The organism is Corynebacterium nasicanis, assembly GCF_042658165.1.
GTDB lineage: Bacteria > Actinomycetota > Actinomycetes > Mycobacteriales > Mycobacteriaceae > Corynebacterium > Corynebacterium nasicanis.
The window spans coordinates 176,867-195,662 of the sequence record NZ_JBHSQE010000001.1 but is presented as its reverse complement, the minus strand read 5'-3'; the positions used below and the strand labels follow the sequence as shown (position 1 = coordinate 195,662).

Here is an 18,796-nt window from a genome sequence, read left to right as displayed (position 1 = left end):
GCTACCTTGGGGGCATGACTGATCCGACCAAGCAAGCCCTCGTGGTGCGGGACCTGACGAAGGTCTTCGGGGAGCACCGCGCCGTGGATAAGCTCTCCCTCGACATCCCCCGCGGGTCGATCTACGGCATCGTCGGCCCCAACGGCGCGGGCAAGACGACGATGATCTCCATGGTCGCCGGCCTGGCGCGCCCCACGGAGGGCCGCGTCTGGGTGGCGGGGCATGACGTCTGGCAGGACCCGCTCCCCGCGAAGCAGGCGATGGGCCTGCTCGTCGACGGGGTGCCGGTCTTCGACCGCCTGTCCGGCCGCGAATACCTGCAGTACCTGGGCGGGCTGCGCGGCCTGCCCGCCGCCGAGGTCGAGCGCAGGGCCACCGAGCTTCTCGACGCCCTCGGCCTCGCCGACGCCGGCCCGAAATTCATCGTCGACTATTCCGCCGGCATGACGAAGAAGATCCTCCTGGCCGGCGCGCTGCTGCACAACCCGGAGATCCTCATCCTCGATGAGCCCCTCGAGGCCGTGGACCCGGTGTCGGGGCGGCACATCCAGCAGATTCTGCGTCGCTACGCGGCGCGCGGTGGCACGGTCGTGCTCTCCTCCCACGTCATGGAGCTGGTGGAGGGGCTGTGCGACCACGTCGCCATCATCGACCAGGGGCGGGTGCTGGCCGCGGGCCACGTGGACGACGTGCGGGCGGGCGCGAGCCTGGTGGACACCTTCGTGCGCCTCGTCGGTGGCCGCGACCTCGACGATGACTCCCTGGGGTGGCTGCGATGACCTCCCTGCTGCTGCGCCTGCACCGCACGCTGTGGCGGAGATCCTTCACAGACAACAGCGCCGCCCTCATCATGGCGGTGCTCATCGCCATCTATGCGCTCATCGGCCTGGTGAGCCTGACGTTGAGCGTGTGGATGCTCGACCCCGCGGACCGGGCGTGGGGCATCGTCGGCATGACGGGGCTCGGCGTCCTGGCCTACGTGGCCGTCGGCGTGGTCATTCCCTCCGGGGAATCTCAGCTGCGCGCCGCGGACTTCGCCACCCTGCCGCTCAGCGAACGTGAACTGCTGCCGGCGATGGGGTGGGCGACGCTGCTCACCAGCCGGGGCCTCATCGCCGCCGTGAGCACCGTGCTCGCCACGGGCGTGGCGGTGTGGCTGTCCGGCTGGTGGTGGATTGTCGTCATGCCGCTCGTACTCGTCATGACCCTGCTGCTCGGCGAACTGGCCCGCATGGCCAGCTCGGGCGGGGGACGGGTGTCCTCCGAGCGGATGAACATCCTCAGCGGTGTCCTGGTCATCGTCATGATCTTCGGCTTCAACATGCTCATGTCCTTCGGGCTGGAGAACGTCCCGCTCGACCGGATCGGCCGCCTCCTGGCCTGGACCCCGGTCGGCGCGCCCGCGGCCCTGGGGGCGGCGCACCACCCGGGTGCGTTCCTGGGGCACCTGGCCGTCACTGCGCTCACCGTCGCGCTCGGGGTGTGGTGGTGGCGGCGGGTCATCGCGCGACGGCTCGACGCGCCCCTTGACGCCGTCACCCGCGAGGAGGTGACGCAGCGCCGGGAGCAGGTGCTCCTGCCGGGGCTGCCGTATTCTGCGGGCACGATGATCTACTCCCGCGGGGTGCGCTACTTCCGCCGCGATCCCCGCATGGTCGGCGCCATCGCCTCCTTCCCGGTCATCGCCCTGGTCCTGCTGGTGCAGGGCGTGCTCGTCGACGATTCCACCCTCTACATCGGGATGGTGCTGCTGGCGCTCATGTCGGGGGCCCTGGCCAGCAACGACTTCGGCTACGACGGCCCCGCCGGTTGGTCCCACATCGTCTCCGGCGTGCCCGCCCGCACCCTGCTCCTGGCGCGCCACCTGGCGCAGCTCACCCCGATGCTGGTGCTGGTGCTCGTGGTCGATGTCGCCGCCGTCCTTCTGGCGGAGAACACCACCCGCGCCGCGCTGGTGGCGGTGGTCTCCCTCGGTCTGCTCGTCTCGGTGGCCGGACTCGCCCTGCTGCTGAACACCCACAATCCTTTCCCCACCGCCCGGCCGGGGACCAGCCCGTGGGCGGACAAATCGGGCTTCTCCGGGGCGGCGTTCGTCGCGGCCTTCGGGTCCCTGCTGCTCGGCTGGATCCCGGCGGCCCCCGGAGCGGCGCTCGTCGCCTTCGGGTGGGTCGTCCCCGGGCTGCTCCTGGCCCTCGCCCTGCCCGCCGCTTTCTACTGGCTGTGCCTGCGGGTGGCGCAGCGGCGGGTGGAGACGCATCTGCCGGAGATCTACGACAAGGTCTCCCGCTGGGTGAACTGAAGCCGCGTGCGCGCGTACCCCTCTGTGTCCCGGCGCTGATCGCCACCAGGGGATTTGCCGCGTCCCCGGGGACAGCGGGGTACGCCCGCACGCGGGCATGAAAAAACCGCCCTCCCGGTGGGGGAGGGCGGTGGAGAACCGTGCTGCTTAGCGGGTCTCGAGCTCGGCAGCGGCGGTGGAACCGGCGCGCAGGTGACGCACGCGGGCCGGATCGATGTTGAGGGCGCGCAGCTGGGAGTCGGAGAGCTCAGCGTAGGTGCCGGAGAGCGTCTTCTGGTTGTAGTTCCAGTCCGGCTCCTTGTGGTTGATCGGCTGGTTGCGGGCCGACAGGGTGCGGACCTGGGAGAGCTTCGGCTCAAACAGGTGAATGAGCAGGCCGACGGCGACGAGGGCGGCGATGCTGAGCAGCCAGATGGTCTCGACGTGGCCCTCGTGGTTGCCGAAGTTGTATCCCAGCAGGATCAGGACCGACACCCAACCCGCGACCTGGACGGTGGTCCGGGACAGCTCACTCCAGCCGAAAGCGGCGGAGGGCACATCCAGGGTGGAGGTTCCGTTGTGGACCTCAGGCACGATCTCGTGGGAAGCAGCCACGTTGTTCTCCTTGTCATGAAGGCAGGTTTAACTTGCCCCATATCTTTGCACATAGTTCAGCCAGGTGCGACAAAACACCCCCAAGAGTTGAGCAGTGACACAATGGAGCGCGTGAAAACTTCTGCTGACACCCCCAGGCGTATTCTCCTCCTCGGTTCCACCGGGTCAATCGGGACGCAGGCGATCGAGGTGGCCGTGGCCAACCCGGAGCTGTTTGAGGTGGTCGGGATCGCGGCGGGCGGCTCGGACCCGGAGCTGCTCATCGCCCAGGCCCGCCAGCTGGGGCTGGCCCCGGAGCGGGTGGCGGTGGCCGGGGAGCAGGCGGCGGCGCAGGTGGCGGAGGCCCTCGGCGGGCCGGTCATCGCCGGGCCCACCGCGGCGGAGGATCTGGTGCGCGCGGTCGAGGCGGACACGGTGCTCAATGCCCTGGTCGGGTCGATGGGGCTGGCGGCCACGCTGGCGACCATCGAATCGGGGGCGGTGCTGGCGCTGGCCAACAAGGAGTCCCTCGTCGCCGGCGGTGACCTCGTCATGGCGGCGGCCGCCCCGGGCCAGATCGTGCCCGTGGACTCGGAGCATTCCGCCATGGCCCAGTGCCTGCACTCGGGCACCGCGGTGGAGGTGGAGAGCCTCGTGCTCACCGCTTCCGGCGGCCCTTTCCGCGGGTGGAGTCGGGAGCAGATGTGGGATGTCACTCCGGCGCAGGCGGCCGCGCACCCGACGTGGTCGATGGGGCAGATGAACACGCTCAATTCGGCGACGCTCATCAACAAGGGACTGGAACTCATCGAGGCCACCCTGCTCTTCGACATCCCCGCCGAGCGGGTCGAGGTGACGGTTCACCCGCAGTCCATCATCCATTCCATGGTCACCTTCCGGGACGGGGCGACCATCGCGCAGGCCTCGCCGCCCTCGATGAAGCTGCCGATCTCCCTGGCTCTCCACTGGCCGCACCGGGTGGCGGGTGCGCAGCCCGCGCTCGACTTCACCCGGGTGCATGACTGGCGTTTCGAGCCCCTCGACGAGCAGGCCTTCCCCGCCGTGCGCCTCGCCCGGGAAGTGGCCACGAGCCGGGGCACCTTCCCGGCGGTGTACAACGCGGCCAATGAGGAGGCGGCGGCGGCGTTCCTGGGCGGTCGGATCCGCTTCCCGCAGATCGTGGACACGGTCGCCGAGGTCCTCGCAGGGGCCGCCCAGTTTGCTGGTGTACCGTCGACCGTCGACGACATCCTGGCGGTTGAGGCGGAGGCCCGGTCGCGGGCCAACGCGATCATCGACAAGTACTAAGGAGAGCTGTGGGCGGTTATCTGCTCGGCGTGTTCCTGTTCGCCCTGGGTATCGCGGTGACCATCGCCCTGCACGAGGCGGGCCACATGTTCACCGCGCGGGCCTTCGGCATGCGCGTGCGGCGCTTCTTCATCGGCTTCGGCCCGACGGTGTGGTCCCGCCGGCGCGGGCACACGACCTACGGTCTGGCGGCTTTACCGCTCGGTGGCTTCTGCGACATCGCGGGCATGACCGCCCAGGATGAGCTCACCCCGGAGGAGAAGCCGCACGCCATGGTGGACAAGCCGTGGTGGCAGCGGGTGGCGGTGCTCTCGGGCGGCGTGATCATGAACGTCATCGTCGGGGTCATCATCATCTACGGCCTGGCGGTGACCTCCGGGCTGCCCAACCCGAACATCGACACCACTCCCACCGTCGGCGAGGTCTCCTGCGTCTCCGACCAGACCGGCCCGGACACCCTCGCCGACTGTTCCGGCACGGGCCCCGCCGGGGAGGCCGGCGTGCAGGTCGGCGACCGGATCCTCGCCATCGACGGGGAGGCGGTGGACTCCTTCACCAACCTGCGCGAGACGGTGCTCACCCGGCCCGGTGAGGACGTGGTCCTCACCGTCGAGCGGGGTTCGCGCACCTTCGACGTCACCGTGCCCGTGGCCCCCGTGACGCGTCTCGACGCCGCCGGGAACGAGGTCACCGCCGGCGCGGTCGGCTTGAGCAGCGCACCGATCGACAACGCGTGGGTGAGCTACGGTCCGGTCGAGGCGGTCGGCGCCACCGGCGCCTTCACCTGGGATCTTCTCGACGCCACCGTCCGCGGCCTCGCCTCCTTCCCGGCGAAGATCCCCGGTGTCGTGGCCTCCATCTTCGGTGCCGAGCGCGACATGGAGGGGCCGATGAGCGTGGTCGGCGCCTCCCGCCTCGGCGGCGAACTGGTGGAGCGCTCCCTGTGGAACATGTTCTGGATGATGCTCGCCTCGCTCAACTTCTTCCTCGCCCTGTTCAACCTCGTGCCACTGCCGCCGCTCGACGGCGGGCACATCGCGGTGGTGCTGTGGGAGAAGGTGCGGGACTTCTTCCGCCGCCTGCGCGGCCTGGCCCCGGCCGGTCCCGCCAACTACGAGAAGCTGCTGCCGGTGACCTACGCGATGGCCGCGGTGCTGCTCACCATCGGCGGCCTGGTCATCGTCGCTGACGTGGTCAACCCGGTGAGGCTGTTCGGCTAGAGTTGGGCGCATGAACATCGGACTTGGTATCCCGGACGCCCCACCCCCCACCCTCGCACCGCGCCGCAAGACCCGCCAGCTGATGGTCGGCAACGTCGGGGTCGGGTCGGACCATCCGATCTCGGTGCAGTCCATGACCACCACCAAGACCCACGACATCAACGCCACCCTGCAGCAGATCGCCCAGCTCACCGCCTCGGGCTGTGACATCGTGCGCGTGGCGTGCCCGAAGACGATCGACGCGGAGGCACTGCCGATCATCGCGAAGAAGTCGCCGATCCCCGTCATCGCGGACATCCACTTCCAGCCGAAGTACATCTTCGCCGCCATCGACGCCGGGTGCGCGGCCGTGCGCGTCAACCCCGGCAACATCAAGGAGTTCGACGGCCGGGTCAAGGAGGTCGCGAAGGCGGCCGGGGATGCGGGCATCCCCATCCGCATCGGCGTCAACGGCGGCTCCCTCGACGCCCGCCTCATGGAGAAGTACGGCAAAGCCACCCCGGAGGCGCTCGTCGAGTCTGCGCTGTGGGAGGCGGGCCTGTTCGAGGAGCACGGTTTCGGGGACATCAAGATCTCCGTCAAGCACTCCGACCCGGTCATCATGGTCGAGGCCTACCGCCAGCTCGCTGAGCAGTGTGACTACCCCCTGCACCTCGGCGTGACGGAGGCCGGTCCGGCCTTCCAGGGCACCATCAAGTCGTCCGTGGCCTTCGGCGCGCTGCTCTCCCAGGGCATCGGTGACACGATCCGCGTCTCGCTCTCCGCGGACCCGGTGGAGGAGATCAAGGTCGGCGACCAGATCCTGCAGTCGATGAACCTGCGCCCCCGCAAGCTGGAGATCGTGTCCTGCCCCTCGTGCGGGCGCGCGCAGGTGGACGTGTACAAGCTCGCCGAGGAGGTCACCGCCGGCCTCGAGGGCATGGAGTTCCCGTTGCGCGTGGCCGTCATGGGCTGCGTGGTCAACGGACCGGGCGAGGCACGCGACGCGGACCTCGGGGTGGCCTCCGGCAACGGCAAGGGCCAGATCTTCGTCCGCGGAGAGGTGATCAAGACCGTCCCGGAGGCGAAGATCGTGGAGACCCTCATCGAGGAGGCCCTGCGCATCGCGGAGGAACAGGGCCTCGAGGAGGTCGAGGGAACCCGCCCTGAGGTGAAGGTGACCACCTAGGGCGAGTCCCTCGGCGGCGCGGGGCGGCGGGGCTGTTAACCTGCGGGCATGACAGGGAATGTACGTGGGGTGCTGCTCGTGGCCGCCCTGGCGGGGAGCCTCGTGGCATGTACGCCGAAACCCCTGGACGCCTCGCCCGTGGCGGAGGATTTTCTGGCGGCGCTGACCAGCCGGGACGCGGAGGCGCTGTCCGCGGTCATCGATGACCCGGCCACCGCCCGGCACGTCATCGACGCCACCTGGACCGGTCTGCAGGCCGAGGAGCTGAGCACCACGCTGGGGGAGGTCGTGGTGCGGGACAACGTGGCCACCGCGCAGTACACCCTCGACTGGACGCTGCCGCGCGAGCGCCACCTCTCCTACGACACCTCCCTCACCCTGACGAAGTCCGGCGGCGACTGGACCGTCCGCTGGCAGCCCTCCGTCCTCCATCCGCGATTGGGTGCCAACCAGCACCTGGAGCTGCGTCCGGTCCCGGCGACGAAGGCCAGTGTCGTCTCCTCCGACGGGGTGGAGATCCTGCAGCCGGGGACCAAGTACCGGGTGCTCGTCGATCTGGGCACGGTCAGTGACGTCCGCCCGGTGGCCGCGCGCCTGGCCCGCACCATCCCGGGCCTCGATGCCGCCGCCCTGGCGGAGGAGCTCTCCCGGGCGCGGGGCGTGTACTCGGTCACCCTCGTCGACCAGCAGGACGGGCCGCGGGTGCGCGACGAGCTGGCGGATCTCGAGGGCGTCATCGTCAACGACGAGGCCGCCATGGTCAACCGCGACCCCTCCTTCGCGCCCGACATCATGGCGCGTGTGTCGGCCATCGTCGCCGATGATCTCGACGGGGCCAACGGGTGGCGGGTCACGGCCGTCAACGAGCACCGCGCGCCCATCGACGATGTGGAGTACCACGCGGCGAAACCCGCGGCGTCGATACGCATCGGTCTCGACCACGACATCCAGCAGGCGGCGCAGCAGGCCGTCGACCTGCGGGCGGACATGGAGGCCATGCTCGTGGCCATCCGCCCCTCGACCGGGCAGGTGCTGGCGGTCGCGCAGACGAGGACCGCCGACAAGAAGGGCGATCTGGCGCTGTCGGGCCTCTACCCGCCGGGTTCGGTGTTCAAGATCGTCACCGCCACCGCCGGGCTGGAGAAGCAGGGGCTGGGCACCGGGTCGATCGTGCCGTGCCCCGGTTCGATGAACATTTACGGGCGCATCGTCAACAACTACAACCAGTTCTCGCTGGGCAGCGTGCCGCTCGAGCGCGCCTTCGCGTCCTCGTGCAACACCACGTTCGCCGACATCTCGACGCAGCTGGCCCCCGGCGAGCTGGCCGCGGTGGGCAAGCAGTTCGGCCTGGGCATTGATTACCGCATTCCCGGCCTGCACACCGTCACCGGTTCCGTCCCCGTCGGCGAGACACCGCTCGACCGCACCGAGGCCGGCTACGGCCAGGGCCTCGACCTCGCCAGCCCCTTCGGGCTGGCACTCGTCGCCGCCACCGCCGCCCGCGGCGAGACCCCCGTCCCCGTGCTTATCGACGGCCACGCCACCGAAGTCTCCGAGGAAGTCCCGGCGCCCGCCCCCGAGGCCATCGCCCAGCTGCAGCAGATGATGCGCGCCGTGGTCACCTCGGGCACCGCCCGCGGCATGCAGGCCGGCGGCGAGATCCACGGCAAGACCGGTGAGGCCGAGATCAACGAGGGCTCGCACGCCTGGTTCGCCGGTTACCGGGACGATGACATCGCCTTCGCCACGCTCGTCGTCCTCGGTGGGGGATCGGAGACCGCGGTGGCGATCACCGACCATATGTTCACCACCCTCGACGGGATGCGTGCCGAACGGGCGCTACCATGACAGGCATGACTTCCCGTTCCCCCCTGGTCCCAGGCCGCATGTCCCCGATCCGTACCGTCCCCGACCACATCGAGCGCCCCGAGTACGCGTGGCAGGACGACGTCCGGGAGAACATCGGCGAGCCCTTCGTGCAGACGCCGGAGGTTATCGAGGCCATGCGGGTGGCCTCGAAGATCGCGGCCAACGCGCTCAAGGAGGCCGGCGCCGCCGTCGCCCCGGGAGTGACCACCGATGAGCTCGACCGCATCGCGCACGAGTACATGCTCGACCACGGCGCGTACCCCTCGACGCTCGGATACCGGGGATTCCCCAAGTCCTGCTGCACCTCGATGAACGAGATCATCTGCCACGGCATCCCGGATTCCACCGTCATCGAGGACGGGGACATCGTCAACATCGACGTCACCGCCTTCATCCATGGCGTCCACGGCGACACCAACGCCACCTTCCTCGCCGGTGACGTCTCCGAGGAGCACCGCCTGCTCGTCGAGCGCACCGAGGAGGCCATGATGCGCGGCATCCGCGCCGCCAAGCCGGGCCGCGAGATCAACGTCATCGGCCGCGTCATCGAGTCCTACGCCAACCGCTTCGGCTACAACGTCGTCCGCGATTTCACCGGGCACGGCGTCGGGCCCACCTTCCACAACGGCCTGGTGGTCCTCCACTACGACTCCACCGCCTACCGCGACATTCTCGAGCCGGGCATGACCCTGACCATCGAGCCGATGATCAACCTCGGCGGGCTGGACTACCGCATCTGGGACAACGACTGGACCGTGCAGAACACGGACTTCCGCTTCACCGCGCAGTTCGAGCACACCATCGTCATCACCGAAGACGGCAACGAGATCCTCACCCTCGCTGACTAACGGCCCTAGAACTCCAGGCCGAGCAGCGCGTTCTCGGTGACCTCCGGAAGCGCCGGGTGGATCCAGTACTGCTTGGTGGCCACCTCGCGGACGTCGAGGTCGAAGGCCATGACGGTGATCATCTGCTGGATGAGCGTGGAGGCCTGCGGCCCGTAGTAGTGGGCGCCGAGCAGCTTGCCCGTGTCGCGGTCCGCGATGAGCTTGCAGATGCCCGTCGCATCCTCCATGGCCCAGCCGTAGGCGACGTCGCCGTAGTTCTGGATTTTCACCGTGACGTTGTGGCCGGCGGCCCGCGCCGCGCGTTCGGTCATGCCGACCGTGGCGATCTGCGGGTTGGTGAACACCGCCGATGGGACGTGCTGGTGCGGCATCTTCTGCAGGTCATCGGGGTGCAGCAGGTTGTGGCGCACGGCGCGCATCTCGGCGTTGGCCACGTGCTTGAGCATGAAGGGGGAGGAGACGTCGCCGAGCGCCCACACGCCCGGGGCGGAGACGGAGCGGCCGTACTCGTCGAGCGCGACGCGGCCGTCGTCGGTCATCTCGATGCCGCCGCGCTCGAGGTCCATCCGGTCGCCGTTGGGGATGCGTCCGGTGGCGACGAGGAGGGCGTCGGCGGTGATCTCGGCGCCGTCGTCAAGCGTGGCGGTGATGCCGCGGGTGTCGTCCTCGAGGGAGGCGACGGTGCGGCCGACGCGGACGTCGAAACGCTTGGCGGCCTGCTCGTTGACGCGGGAGCAGAGGTCGGCGTCGAGGAGGCGCATGAGCGCGGAACGGCTGACGATGTGCACCTTCGTGCCCAGCGACTCGAAGATGTGCGCGAACTCCAGGGCGATGAAGCCGCCACCGACGATGATGATGGACTGCGGCTGCTGCTCGAGCCGCATGATGTCCTCGTTGGTGTAGTAGCGGACGCCGGATTCGGCGATCTGCGCCGGGATCATCGGGCGCGAGCCCGCCGCGATGACCACCTGATCGCCGGAGATCACCTGGTCGCCGACCTGCAGGGTGCGCTCGCCGACGAAGCGGGCGTGCTGGTCGTAGACGTCGATGTTGGGGGTCTCCGGGCCGCGTCGATAAGCCTCGCCGCCCTGGGCGATGAGGTCGATGCGCTCGTCGAAGATGCGGGAGACCATGGCGGGCCAGTCGACGCGGTAGACCTGCGCGCTCAGCCCCAGGGGGCCCGACTCGCGGGCGGCCAGGGCGATGTCGGCCGGGTAGACGAACATCTTCGTCGGGATGCATCCGACATTGAGGCAGGTGCCGCCGAAGGTGCCCTCCTCCACGATCGCGATCGACCGGTCGTCGAACTCCGGCCCCGGAAGGGAATTCCCCGAGCCCGTGCCGATGATGATCAGGTCATAATGCTTATCGACGTTCACGTCGTCTCCTCCGTCACTCATGGATACCGGCAGCCGAGTCTACCCCCGACCCACCCACGCGACGGTCGCGGCGAGGGCCTCCGCCAGCGGCTCGGGGCGCGAGAGGAAGACATCGTGGCGGGCGTGGGGGAGGGGATGCACCGTGACATCGCTTCCCAGGTGAGGCGCCCAGCGCTGGATCTGCTCGGTGTCCAGCACCGTGTCATGGCAGTGCGAATCCTCGCAGAAACCGCGTCCCAGCAGCGAGGCCGCCGAACACAACGTGAGTACCGGCACCCCGACGTCGATGCGGTCGAGGTGCACCAGGCGCTGGGCGCGCAGCACCTCCCGCAGCCAACCGAGGTACTTGTGGTGGCCGCCCACCGGCTTGAACTCGACGTTGAAATCCCAGTCGCCGTGGTGCTCCCGGTGAATGGACATGCCGTAGGTGCCCAGATTGCCGCCCGGGATGGGCACCCCCGGCAGCAGCCGCCCGAGAACAGCGGCGACCGGGCGTATCGCCGCCACCGCCGCCGGCGGGTACATCATGTCCAGCCACGGGGAGTTGAGCACGATCCCCGCCAGCCGGGCATGGCGGGCGGAGTCATGGCGCCGCAGATGATCCGCCCACAGCGGCACGATGAGCCCGCCCGTGGAGTGGGCGACGGGGACCACCGGGGTGCCGATGATATCGATCGCAGCCGTCAGCTCCGGGAAGTAGTGTCGGAAATCGGTCGAGTAGTGCCAGCGCTGGCCCGCACGGCGGGAACGGCCGCACTTGCGCAGATCCAGGGCGTAGAAGTTGTAGCCCGCCTCGACGACCGCCCGCGCCACGTGCGCGTGGAAGAAATAGTCGGTCATCCCGTGCACCCACAGCAGGGAGGTCCGCTCCGGCTGCGGGGTGCCGAAACGCACCAGGGTGGCGACGATGTCCGCCTCCCCCTCCGGGTCGGGGCCCAGATGGATGTCCAGGGCGGAGAACCCAGGCCCGAGCAGATCCGGGTACCAGTCGGAGATATCGGCGACACTCATGCCCACCACCCTATTACGGGACACGGGGGCAGGCAGCGGGGGGAGTGGCGGACACCGGCACGTTCACGTTTTACCGGGCTTCGTCACACCCCCGCGAACGTAGGGCGTAAGGTTGATGTTTACCGGACAAGGGCAGCGGGCTATCCGCCGAGGACGGAGAGGCCGCACCCGGAATTGTCCTGCCCGCCGGGAGTTGCCGCCACCCGGCGCGGGCCATCACGGCCAGAACCTTCGACGACGAATGAGGTAATGCAAGGTGTCCACCGACAACAAGAACGCCCCCCAGGTCACTGACGAGGTCGATGTCGCCCTCGTCGGCGCCGGTGTCATGAGCGCCACCCTGGGTGCGATGATCCGTGAGCTCGAGCCCAGCTGGTCCCAGATGATCTTCGAGCGCCTGGACGGACCCGCACTCGAGTCCTCCTCCCCGTGGAACAACGCCGGTACCGGCCACTCCGCTCTCTGCGAGCTGAACTACACCCCCGAGGTCAAGGGCCGCATCGACGTCTCCAAGGCCATCGGCATCAACGAGAAGTTCCAGGTCTCCCGCCAGTTCTGGTCCCACCAGATCGATCACGGCGTGCTGGCCGACCCCAAGGAGTGGATCAACCCGGTCGCCCACCTGGCCTTCGCCCAGGGTGACGATCAGGTCGACTACCTCAAGCGCCGCCACGAGGCACTCAAGGACAACATCCTCTTCCCGGGCATGGAGTGGGTCGAGGACGACGCCAAGTTCGCCGAGCGCCTCCCCGTCATGTCCAAGGACCGTGACTTCGGCGCCGAGAAGGTCGCCTACTCCGGCACCGACATCGGCACCGACGTCAACTTCGGCGCCCTGACCAAGCAGTTCCTCACCGCCGCCGAGGCCTCCGGCACGGAGATCCGCTACGGCCACGAGGTGAAGAACATCAAGAAGGACGGTGCCAAGTGGAAGATCACCGTCAAGAACGTCCACACGGGTGACACCTCCGTGGTCAAGGCCAAGTTCATCTTCGTCGGCGCCGGCGGCTACGCCCTCGACCTGCTGCGCAAGGCGGGCGTCCCCGAGGTCAACGGCTACGCCGGTTTCCCGGTCTCCGGCCTGTGGCTGCGCTGCACCAACGAGGAACTGATCGACCAGCACGACGCCAAGGTCTACGGCAAGGCCAAGGTCGGTGCCCCGCCGATGTCCGTCCCGCACCTGGACACCCGCGTCATCGACGGCAAGAAGGGCCTGCTCTTCGGCCCCTACGGTGGCTGGACCCCGAAGTTCCTCAAGGAGGGTTCCTACCTCGACCTGTTCAAGTCGATCCGCCTGGACAACATCCCGTCCTACCTCGGCGTCGCCGTGCAGGAGTTCGCCCTGACCAAGTACCTCGTCTCCGAGGTGGCCAAGGACTTCGAGAAGCGCCTCGTTGACCTGCGGGACTACGTCCCCTCCGCGCGCGCCGAGGACTGGGAGACCGTCGTCGCCGGTCAGCGCGTCCAGGTGATCAAGCCGACCGCCGCCCCGCGTTTCGGTTCCCTGGAGTTCGGCACCACCCTCATCAACAGCATCGACGGCTCCATCGCCGGCCTGCTGGGTGCCTCCCCGGGCGCCTCCATCGCCCCCGCCGCGATGCTCGAGCTCATCGAGCGCTGCTTCGGTGAGCGCATGATCGACTGGGGCCCGAAGCTCTACGAGATGATCCCGTCCTACGGCACCAAGCTGGCCGACGACGAGAAGATGTTCAATGAGCTCTGGGAGTACACCCAGAAGACGCTCAAGCTGGAGAAGTAGCACTCTTCCCTGTGGGGGCCGCGGCGCTGGTGCGTCGTGGCCCTTCGGCGATTCACGGCCGTAGACTGGGCCCATGCAACGCATCGTGCCCAACATCTGGTTCGACCGGAACGCCGACGACGCCGCCGAGTTCTACGCCGACGCCTTCCCGTCCGCGGTCATCGACACCCGCGTCACCTACCCCACCACCGACCTGCCGGACTTCCAGGCCGACCGCGCAGGGGAGACCCTCACCGTCGACGTTCTCATCGACGGCTACCGCCTCACCCTCATCAACGGCGGCCCGGAGTTCGGCCCCACCCCCGCGATCAGCTTCTTCGTCAACTTCGACCCCTCCCGCATGTCCGATGCCCGCGGCGAGCTCGACCGCCTGTGGGAGAAGCTCAGCGACGGCGGCATCGTCCTCATGCCGCTGGGTTCCTACGACTTCTCCGAGCACTACGGCTGGGTGGCGGACCGCTTCGGCGTCAACTGGCAGCTCATGCTCACCGACCCGGCGGGGGAGCCGCGGCCCTTCATCATCCCCAACCTCATGTTCTGCGGCCCGGCGCAGGGCCAGGCGCGCGAGGCCGTCAACGACTACGTCGCGTTGTTCCCCGGCGCGCGGGTGGGGACGCGGGTGACCTCCCCGGACTCCGGGGGCGTCATGTTCTCCGAATTCCAGCTCTTCGGGGAGTGGCTCACCGCGATGGACTCGGCGGTGGAGCAGCCCTTCACCTTCACCCCCGGCCTGTCGCTGCAGGTCAACGCGCACGGCCAGCAGGAGATCGACCTCTTCTGGGCCGGGCTCTCGGCGGTGCCCGAGGCCGAGCAGTGCGGGTGGATGCAGGACCGCTACGGGGTCAGCTGGCAGATCGTGCCGGACAACATCGCCGAGCTCATGGAGCGCCCGGGCGCGTACCAGAATCTGCTGGAGATGAAGAAGCTCGTCATCGATGACTTCTGAGTAGTAACCATTCGTGTGAGCCCGGGAGTGGCCGGCGTTGTCCCGGGTCGTCAGCGCCGCCGGGAGGACTGACACGAACCGTTACTACCGGGCCCTAGGTTCCGCAGAAGGTGCGGAACATGTCGTCGAAGCCCTCCGGGGCCGGGCCGCGGAACTCCACGCCGTGATCGTTGAAGGGGTCGGTGACCACGGCGAGCAGCGCGTGGAACTCCGCCAGGTCCCCGGCTTCCGCCGCGCGTAGTGCCGAGTCGAGCAGATGGTTGCGCGGGATGTGGAAGGGGTGCTCCATGGGCTGCGGGTGGAGTGCCCGCCAGTCGGCGACCCACTGCGGGTCGGAGATCGCATCGGGATCGTCGTTGAGCAGGCGGTGGCTCTCCGTGAGGTCGGGGGCGTTGGTCTCCAGATGCTCGAGCCAGCGGCGGCCGATGTCCGGGTCGTCGGTGCCCAGCGCGCGGGCCAGTTGTGTGGCCTGCGCCTGCTCCCAGCGGGCGGGGAAGGAGTTCATGAGTTCCTGGGCGGTGTCGACCTCGATGAGCGGGACCATGGCCTCCGCCAGGCGGGCGAGGTTCCAGCCCAGAATGGCGGGCTGGTTGCGGAAGGCGTAGCGCCCGTGGGTGTCGATGGAGGAGAAGAACGTCGCCGGGTCGAAGCGGTCGAGGAAGGCACAGGGGCCGTAGTCGATGGTCTCGCCGGACAGGGTGGTGTTGTCGGTATTCATCACTCCGTGGATGAATCCCAGGCGCATCCACTGTGAGACGGTGGCGATCTGCGCGTCCATCACCGCCGCGAAGAATTCCTCGTGCGAGCTCAGCCCTGGGTAGTGGCGCTCGCGCGCGTAGGTGCACAGCCGCTCGGTCAGCTCCATGTCCGTGCTGATGAGGCGCGTGTACTGCACGGTCCCGATGCGCAGGTGACTGGCGGCCGAGCGCACCAGCACGGCGCCCGGGACCGTGCCGGTGCGCATGATCTTCCGCCCGGTGGCGATGACGGCCAGCGCCCGGGTGGTGGGCACCCCGAGGGCGTGCATCGCCTCGGAGACGAGGTATTCGCGGAGCATGGGGCCGAGCGCGCCGCGGCCGTCACCGCCCCGGGAGTAGACGGTGGGGCCGGTGCCCTTGGCGTGGAGGTCGCGTCCGTCGATCTCGCCGAGCAGCAGCGCGCGCCCGTCGCCGAGGCGCGGGGAGAGCTGGCCGAACTGGTGTCCGGCGTAGCCCATCGCGACGGTGCGGTTGCCGCCGCGGCCGAGGAGGAACTGGATGCCGTCTGCGGAGCGCAGCCACGCGGGGTCGAGACCGAGCTCGCGGGCGAGGGGCTCGTTGAGTACCACCAGCTGCGGGTCGGGCTGCTCCTCGGCGTGGGCGGCGTGGACGAGCTCGGGGAAGGCGTCGGCGTAGCTGTGGTCGAGGTGCATGTCGCCCAGGGTACGGAATGGCATACCGGGAGGGGTATGATATTGTTGACAGGTAACCAAAAATCATTGTCATTAAAAATCGGAGTAACTATGGTGACCACCATGACTGTTGAGAAGAAGGCGCTCATCCCGCCCGTCATCCTCGGCGTCCTCGCCTTCATTTCGGCGGTCGAGCCGCTGTCGGTCAACATGTACCTGTCCGGCCTGCCGCAGCTCGGCCGCGACCTCGGCCTCACTCAGGCCGGCGCACAGCTCACGCTCACCTTCTTCCTCGCCGGCATGGCCATCGGCCAGCTGGTCACCGGCCCGCTTTCCGACGCCCGCGGCCGCCGCCGTCTCTTCCTCGCCGGCACCGTGCTGCTCGTCGTCGCCACCGCCGCCTCCGCGCTGGCACCGGCCGCGTGGGTGATGTTCGCCGCCCGCTTCGTCATGGGTCTGGCCGCCGGCATGGCGGTCGTCCTGGCACGCGCCGTCGCCGGGGATCTGGCCAAGGGGCCCGAACTGGCGCGCGTGTTCTCCCTCCTCATGCTGCTCGGTGGTGCGGCGCCCGTCATCGGGCCCATCGTCGGCGGGCTGGTGGTCAACTCCGTCGGCTGGCGTGGCGTGTTCTGGGTGCTTTTCGGACTCAACATCGTCGGCGTGCTGCTGGTCGCGAGGTGGATCCCGGAGACCCAGCCTGCAGAAATGCGCACCACTGGTGGTCTCCGGCCGCTGTTCTCCGCCATGGGTGGCCTGCTGCGGGATCGCGCCTACGTCGGCTTCACCCTCGGTTTCATCTTCTCCTTCTCCACGATGTTCGCCTACGTCGCCGCCTCGCCGTTCATCCTGCAGGAGCACTACGGCTTCACCCCGGTGCAGTACGCGCTCATCTTCGCCACCAACACCTTCGGCATGTTCGTGGTGGCGCTGACCAACGCGCGGATCGTCAAGAAGGTCGGGCCGCTCACGCTGGCCCGCATCGGCAACGGTGTCCTCGTCGCCGCCACGCTCTTCCTGCTCGCGGCCGCGCTTCTCGACGCCCACCGCTGGTTCATCCTCGTCGGACTCTTCGTCGTCGTCGCGTCGATGGGCGTCAATTTCGCCAACAATTCCGCTTTGGCGATTTCCCGGGCGGGCAACGTCACCGGGTCCGCGTCGGCGTTCATGGGCTCCGGCCAGTTCGTCATGGCTGGCGTGCTCTCCCCGCTGGTGGGGCTGGCCGCAGCGGCGGGCCTGTCGCAGCCGGTGGCGATGGCGGCGGTCATGGTGGCCACGGCCGTGGTCGCGGCACTGGGCGTCCACGGGGGTGCCGCGGTGCGGCGCCGTGAGCAGGCTGCTAGCTGATCCGGGTGCTTCGGTTGTCGCTCCGCAGGAACTCCCCCAGGTAGGGGAGCGTGAAGGACACCTTTCCCCACGCCGGCGCCTCGATGAGGCCCCGGTCCAGCAGTTTGCCCCGGGTGTCGGTGGCCTCGTTCGGCTTCTTGCCGATGCGCTCGGCCACCTCCGAGCTGGAGACTTCTTCCCCGCCGATATCGGCCATGGCCCGCAGGTAGGCCATCTGCGCCGGCGGGACTCCCTTGAGGGAGGGGGCGTGGACCTGCGATCCCATGGTGCGGATCGTTTCTTCCCGCACAGCCTCGACGTCAGCGCGGGTGATGCCGTCACCCGCCCGATTCCATGCCAGGTAGCCGATGAGCTGCACCAGGTACGGGTAGCCGCGGGCGATATCGACGGCCAGGTCGGCGGCGTCGTCATCGAAAGGCTTGCTCTCTGCTGCGGTGGCCAGCAGAATGGCGCGGGCATCCTCGTCGGTGAGGGGGCCGAGCTCGAAGCGGCGCGCACGCCGGAGGAAGGTGGTGCCCGGTAGGTCGAGCAGGCGGTTGATCCCGTGCGTGAGGCCCGCCATGGCGAGCGCCACGTGATGCTCGTCGCGGATGAGGTCCTGGTGGGTGACGGCGATGTCGGAGAGGTTGTCCGGGTCGGCGTCCTGCACCTCGTCGACCGTGATGAGCACGCCCGTGCCGCGCAGCAGTCCCAGCAGATCCCGCATCCGGGTGCCGAGGGTGGGGACGGGATCGGCGACGTCGAGTAGCTCGGTGTCCACCCGGAACCCGCTGACCTGCACCGCCGTCACCGTTCGCCCGGCCGGTGGGTCGAGTTCGGCGATCTTCGCCGGGATGGTGGTGTCGATGAGAGTGCGAACGGAGTTCCCGCGTCCCGTTGCGCGCAGCACGATCCAGCCGTGTTGTGCGGCGATGTCCTCGAGCTCTGTGAGCAGTACCGTTTTGCCGATACCGCGGGCCCCGTCGATGACCAGGCTCCGCGAGGGCTCGCCCGGGTAGCCGTCCAGGCTCCGCGCGAACTCCTCGAGCACGACCGAACGGCCGGCCCAGTGGTAGGGGCTGGCGCCGAAGGTGGGGCGGAAGGGGTTTCTCATGTGCACCAGGGTAGTTGATACTTTGATACTTCCCAGGGGCAGAGTCCCGCGGTCGCATTCTCGCGTACTCTTCTGCCTGCGCAGGGGTGCCAGGGACCTGCGGATTTGCGAAAAGGCAGGAAAGATCGGGGTACGTCAGAACACGCGGTTACTCGCAGCCGACACCGTCGCCGTCGCGGTCCAGGTGGCTGCCGTAACCGGGCTGGCCCGCATACACCGGGGCAGCCCCGGCAGCCCGCGCTGCGGCACAGTTCCGGAACGGCCCCGACGCGGCCGGTGCAGGCTCCGGAAGAGAAGCGAAGCCCTGCGGCACTGTATTCACGTTCGCCTCTACCGGCGCGGGCTCCGGCGCGGGCTCCGGCACGGGAGGTTCGGCCGTGACGGTTTCAGTGCTCGTGACAACGGAGGTCGTGGTGACGGTGCTGACCACCGTCTCCGTCACAGGGGCGGGTGTGCTCTGGGCCGCGCCACCACAGGCGCTGAGGAGCAGAGGGGCGGAGAGCACGAGGAGAAGGCGCAGGCGCATAGGTTTCCTTGGTCAAGAGATCGGACCCTCGGAGTATCCCGCTCACCAGCAACAATGTCTCGC

The 18,796-nt window shown here is 68.8% G+C and carries 16 protein-coding genes; 10 read left to right on the top strand and 6 right to left on the bottom strand.

Annotation, left to right across the window (positions count from 1 at the left end):
- The first annotated feature begins 14 nt into the window (after nucleotides 1-14).
- Both ACFPUZ_RS00995 and ACFPUZ_RS00990 read left to right on the top strand, forming a co-directional pair.
- Nucleotides 15-779 carry an ABC transporter ATP-binding protein gene (locus ACFPUZ_RS00995; RefSeq protein ID WP_376998979.1) on the top strand — a complete coding sequence of 255 codons (765 nt, stop codon included), beginning with the start codon at nucleotides 15-17 and terminating at the stop codon, nucleotides 777-779.
- Nucleotides 776-2,299, top strand: a complete 1,524-nt coding sequence (locus ACFPUZ_RS00990; protein ID WP_376998976.1) for a hypothetical protein — start codon at nucleotides 776-778, stop codon at nucleotides 2,297-2,299. The genes ACFPUZ_RS00995 and ACFPUZ_RS00990 overlap by 4 nt, the downstream gene beginning before the upstream one ends.
- Before the next feature lie 147 nt (nucleotides 2,300-2,446).
- On the opposite strand, the gene ACFPUZ_RS00985 is transcribed toward ACFPUZ_RS00990, so the two are convergent.
- The gene (locus tag ACFPUZ_RS00985) at nucleotides 2,447-2,893 is read right to left on the bottom strand and encodes a DUF2631 domain-containing protein (RefSeq protein ID WP_376998973.1); all 447 of its coding nucleotides are present in this window, start codon (nucleotides 2,891-2,893) and stop codon (nucleotides 2,447-2,449) included.
- A gap of 111 nt (nucleotides 2,894-3,004) precedes the next feature.
- Here ACFPUZ_RS00985 and dxr point away from each other — a divergent pair, with 111 nt between their 5' ends.
- From dxr to map, 5 genes are read left to right on the top strand one after another with little or no spacing between them, the layout of a single operon-like run.
- A complete protein-coding gene (gene dxr, locus ACFPUZ_RS00980; RefSeq protein WP_376998971.1) occupies nucleotides 3,005-4,180 on the top strand; it encodes a 1-deoxy-D-xylulose-5-phosphate reductoisomerase in 1,176 nt (391 codons plus the stop codon).
- A gap of 8 nt (nucleotides 4,181-4,188) precedes the next feature.
- On the top strand, nucleotides 4,189-5,400 hold the full coding sequence (locus ACFPUZ_RS00975) for a M50 family metallopeptidase (RefSeq protein WP_376998968.1): 1,212 nt from the start codon (nucleotides 4,189-4,191) through the stop codon (nucleotides 5,398-5,400).
- A gap of 10 nt (nucleotides 5,401-5,410) precedes the next feature.
- Nucleotides 5,411-6,568: a flavodoxin-dependent (E)-4-hydroxy-3-methylbut-2-enyl-diphosphate synthase gene (gene ispG, locus ACFPUZ_RS00970; protein ID WP_376998965.1), complete on the top strand. Its 1,158-nt coding sequence runs from the start codon at nucleotides 5,411-5,413 to the stop codon at nucleotides 6,566-6,568.
- Nucleotides 6,569-6,616: 48 nt separating this feature from the next.
- Nucleotides 6,617-8,416: a penicillin-binding transpeptidase domain-containing protein gene (locus ACFPUZ_RS00965; protein WP_376998962.1), complete on the top strand. Its 1,800-nt coding sequence runs from the start codon at nucleotides 6,617-6,619 to the stop codon at nucleotides 8,414-8,416.
- Between the two features lie 5 nt (nucleotides 8,417-8,421).
- The gene (gene map, locus ACFPUZ_RS00960; protein ID WP_376998959.1) at nucleotides 8,422-9,285 is read left to right on the top strand and encodes a type I methionyl aminopeptidase; all 864 of its coding nucleotides are present in this window, start codon (nucleotides 8,422-8,424) and stop codon (nucleotides 9,283-9,285) included.
- Nucleotides 9,286-9,290: 5 nt separating this feature from the next.
- On the opposite strand, the gene mtr is transcribed toward map, so the two are convergent.
- Nucleotides 9,291-10,685 (bottom strand): mycothione reductase, encoded by a 1,395-nt coding sequence (gene mtr / locus ACFPUZ_RS00955; protein ID WP_376998957.1) that lies wholly within the window; start codon nucleotides 10,683-10,685, stop codon nucleotides 9,291-9,293.
- An 18-nt stretch (nucleotides 10,686-10,703) separates the two neighbouring features.
- Nucleotides 10,704-11,675, bottom strand: coding sequence for an alpha/beta hydrolase (locus tag ACFPUZ_RS00950; RefSeq protein WP_376998954.1), 972 nt, complete (start codon nucleotides 11,673-11,675; stop codon nucleotides 10,704-10,706).
- A 256-nt stretch (nucleotides 11,676-11,931) separates the two neighbouring features.
- Here ACFPUZ_RS00950 and mqo point away from each other — a divergent pair, with 256 nt between their 5' ends.
- Nucleotides 11,932-13,434, top strand: a complete 1,503-nt coding sequence (gene mqo, locus ACFPUZ_RS00945; RefSeq protein WP_376998952.1) for a malate dehydrogenase (quinone) — start codon at nucleotides 11,932-11,934, stop codon at nucleotides 13,432-13,434.
- A 73-nt stretch (nucleotides 13,435-13,507) separates the two neighbouring features.
- Complete coding sequence (locus tag ACFPUZ_RS00940; RefSeq protein WP_376998950.1) at nucleotides 13,508-14,380, top strand: VOC family protein; 873 nt, start codon at nucleotides 13,508-13,510, stop codon at nucleotides 14,378-14,380.
- 94 nt (nucleotides 14,381-14,474) lie between these two features.
- On the opposite strand, the gene ACFPUZ_RS00935 is transcribed toward ACFPUZ_RS00940, so the two are convergent.
- Entirely contained in the window at nucleotides 14,475-15,815 is a 1,341-nt protein-coding gene (locus ACFPUZ_RS00935; protein ID WP_376998948.1) for a protein adenylyltransferase SelO, read from the bottom strand.
- A gap of 78 nt (nucleotides 15,816-15,893) precedes the next feature.
- Between ACFPUZ_RS00935 and ACFPUZ_RS00930 the strand changes: the two genes are divergently transcribed.
- Nucleotides 15,894-17,114, top strand: a complete 1,221-nt coding sequence (locus ACFPUZ_RS00930) for a multidrug effflux MFS transporter (RefSeq protein ID WP_376998945.1) — start codon at nucleotides 15,894-15,896, stop codon at nucleotides 17,112-17,114.
- Here the strand turns inward: ACFPUZ_RS00930 and ACFPUZ_RS00925 are convergent.
- Nucleotides 17,107-18,207 (bottom strand): AAA family ATPase, encoded by a 1,101-nt coding sequence (locus tag ACFPUZ_RS00925; RefSeq protein ID WP_376998943.1) that lies wholly within the window; start codon nucleotides 18,205-18,207, stop codon nucleotides 17,107-17,109. The genes ACFPUZ_RS00930 and ACFPUZ_RS00925 overlap by 8 nt on opposite strands.
- Before the next feature lie 148 nt (nucleotides 18,208-18,355).
- Nucleotides 18,356-18,733 (bottom strand): excalibur calcium-binding domain-containing protein, encoded by a 378-nt coding sequence (locus tag ACFPUZ_RS00920; protein WP_376998941.1) that lies wholly within the window; start codon nucleotides 18,731-18,733, stop codon nucleotides 18,356-18,358.
- Between the last annotated feature and the right edge of the window lie 63 nt (nucleotides 18,734-18,796).

What these genes read in the sequence shown, in the direction of transcription:
- ACFPUZ_RS00995 (WP_376998979.1), top strand. Translation starts at nt 15, where the DNA reads ATGACTGATCCGACCAAGCAAGCCCTCGTGGTGCGGGACCTGACGAAG.
- ACFPUZ_RS00990 (WP_376998976.1), top strand. Translation starts at nt 776, where the DNA reads ATGACCTCCCTGCTGCTGCGCCTGCACCGCACGCTGTGGCGGAGATCC.
- ispG (WP_376998965.1), top strand. Translation starts at nt 5,411, where the DNA reads ATGAACATCGGACTTGGTATCCCGGACGCCCCACCCCCCACCCTCGCA.
- ACFPUZ_RS00965 (WP_376998962.1), top strand. Translation starts at nt 6,617, where the DNA reads ATGACAGGGAATGTACGTGGGGTGCTGCTCGTGGCCGCCCTGGCGGGG.
- map (WP_376998959.1), top strand. Translation starts at nt 8,422, where the DNA reads ATGACTTCCCGTTCCCCCCTGGTCCCAGGCCGCATGTCCCCGATCCGT.
- mtr (WP_376998957.1), bottom strand. Translation starts at nt 10,685, where the DNA reads ATGAGTGACGGAGGAGACGACGTGAACGTCGATAAGCATTATGACCTG.
- ACFPUZ_RS00950 (WP_376998954.1), bottom strand. Translation starts at nt 11,675, where the DNA reads ATGAGTGTCGCCGATATCTCCGACTGGTACCCGGATCTGCTCGGGCCT.
- ACFPUZ_RS00940 (WP_376998950.1), top strand. Translation starts at nt 13,508, where the DNA reads ATGCAACGCATCGTGCCCAACATCTGGTTCGACCGGAACGCCGACGAC.
- ACFPUZ_RS00935 (WP_376998948.1), bottom strand. Translation starts at nt 15,815, where the DNA reads ATGCCATTCCGTACCCTGGGCGACATGCACCTCGACCACAGCTACGCC.
- ACFPUZ_RS00930 (WP_376998945.1), top strand. Translation starts at nt 15,894, where the DNA reads ATGACTGTTGAGAAGAAGGCGCTCATCCCGCCCGTCATCCTCGGCGTC.
- ACFPUZ_RS00925 (WP_376998943.1), bottom strand. Translation starts at nt 18,207, where the DNA reads ATGAGAAACCCCTTCCGCCCCACCTTCGGCGCCAGCCCCTACCACTGG.
- ACFPUZ_RS00920 (WP_376998941.1), bottom strand. Translation starts at nt 18,733, where the DNA reads ATGCGCCTGCGCCTTCTCCTCGTGCTCTCCGCCCCTCTGCTCCTCAGC.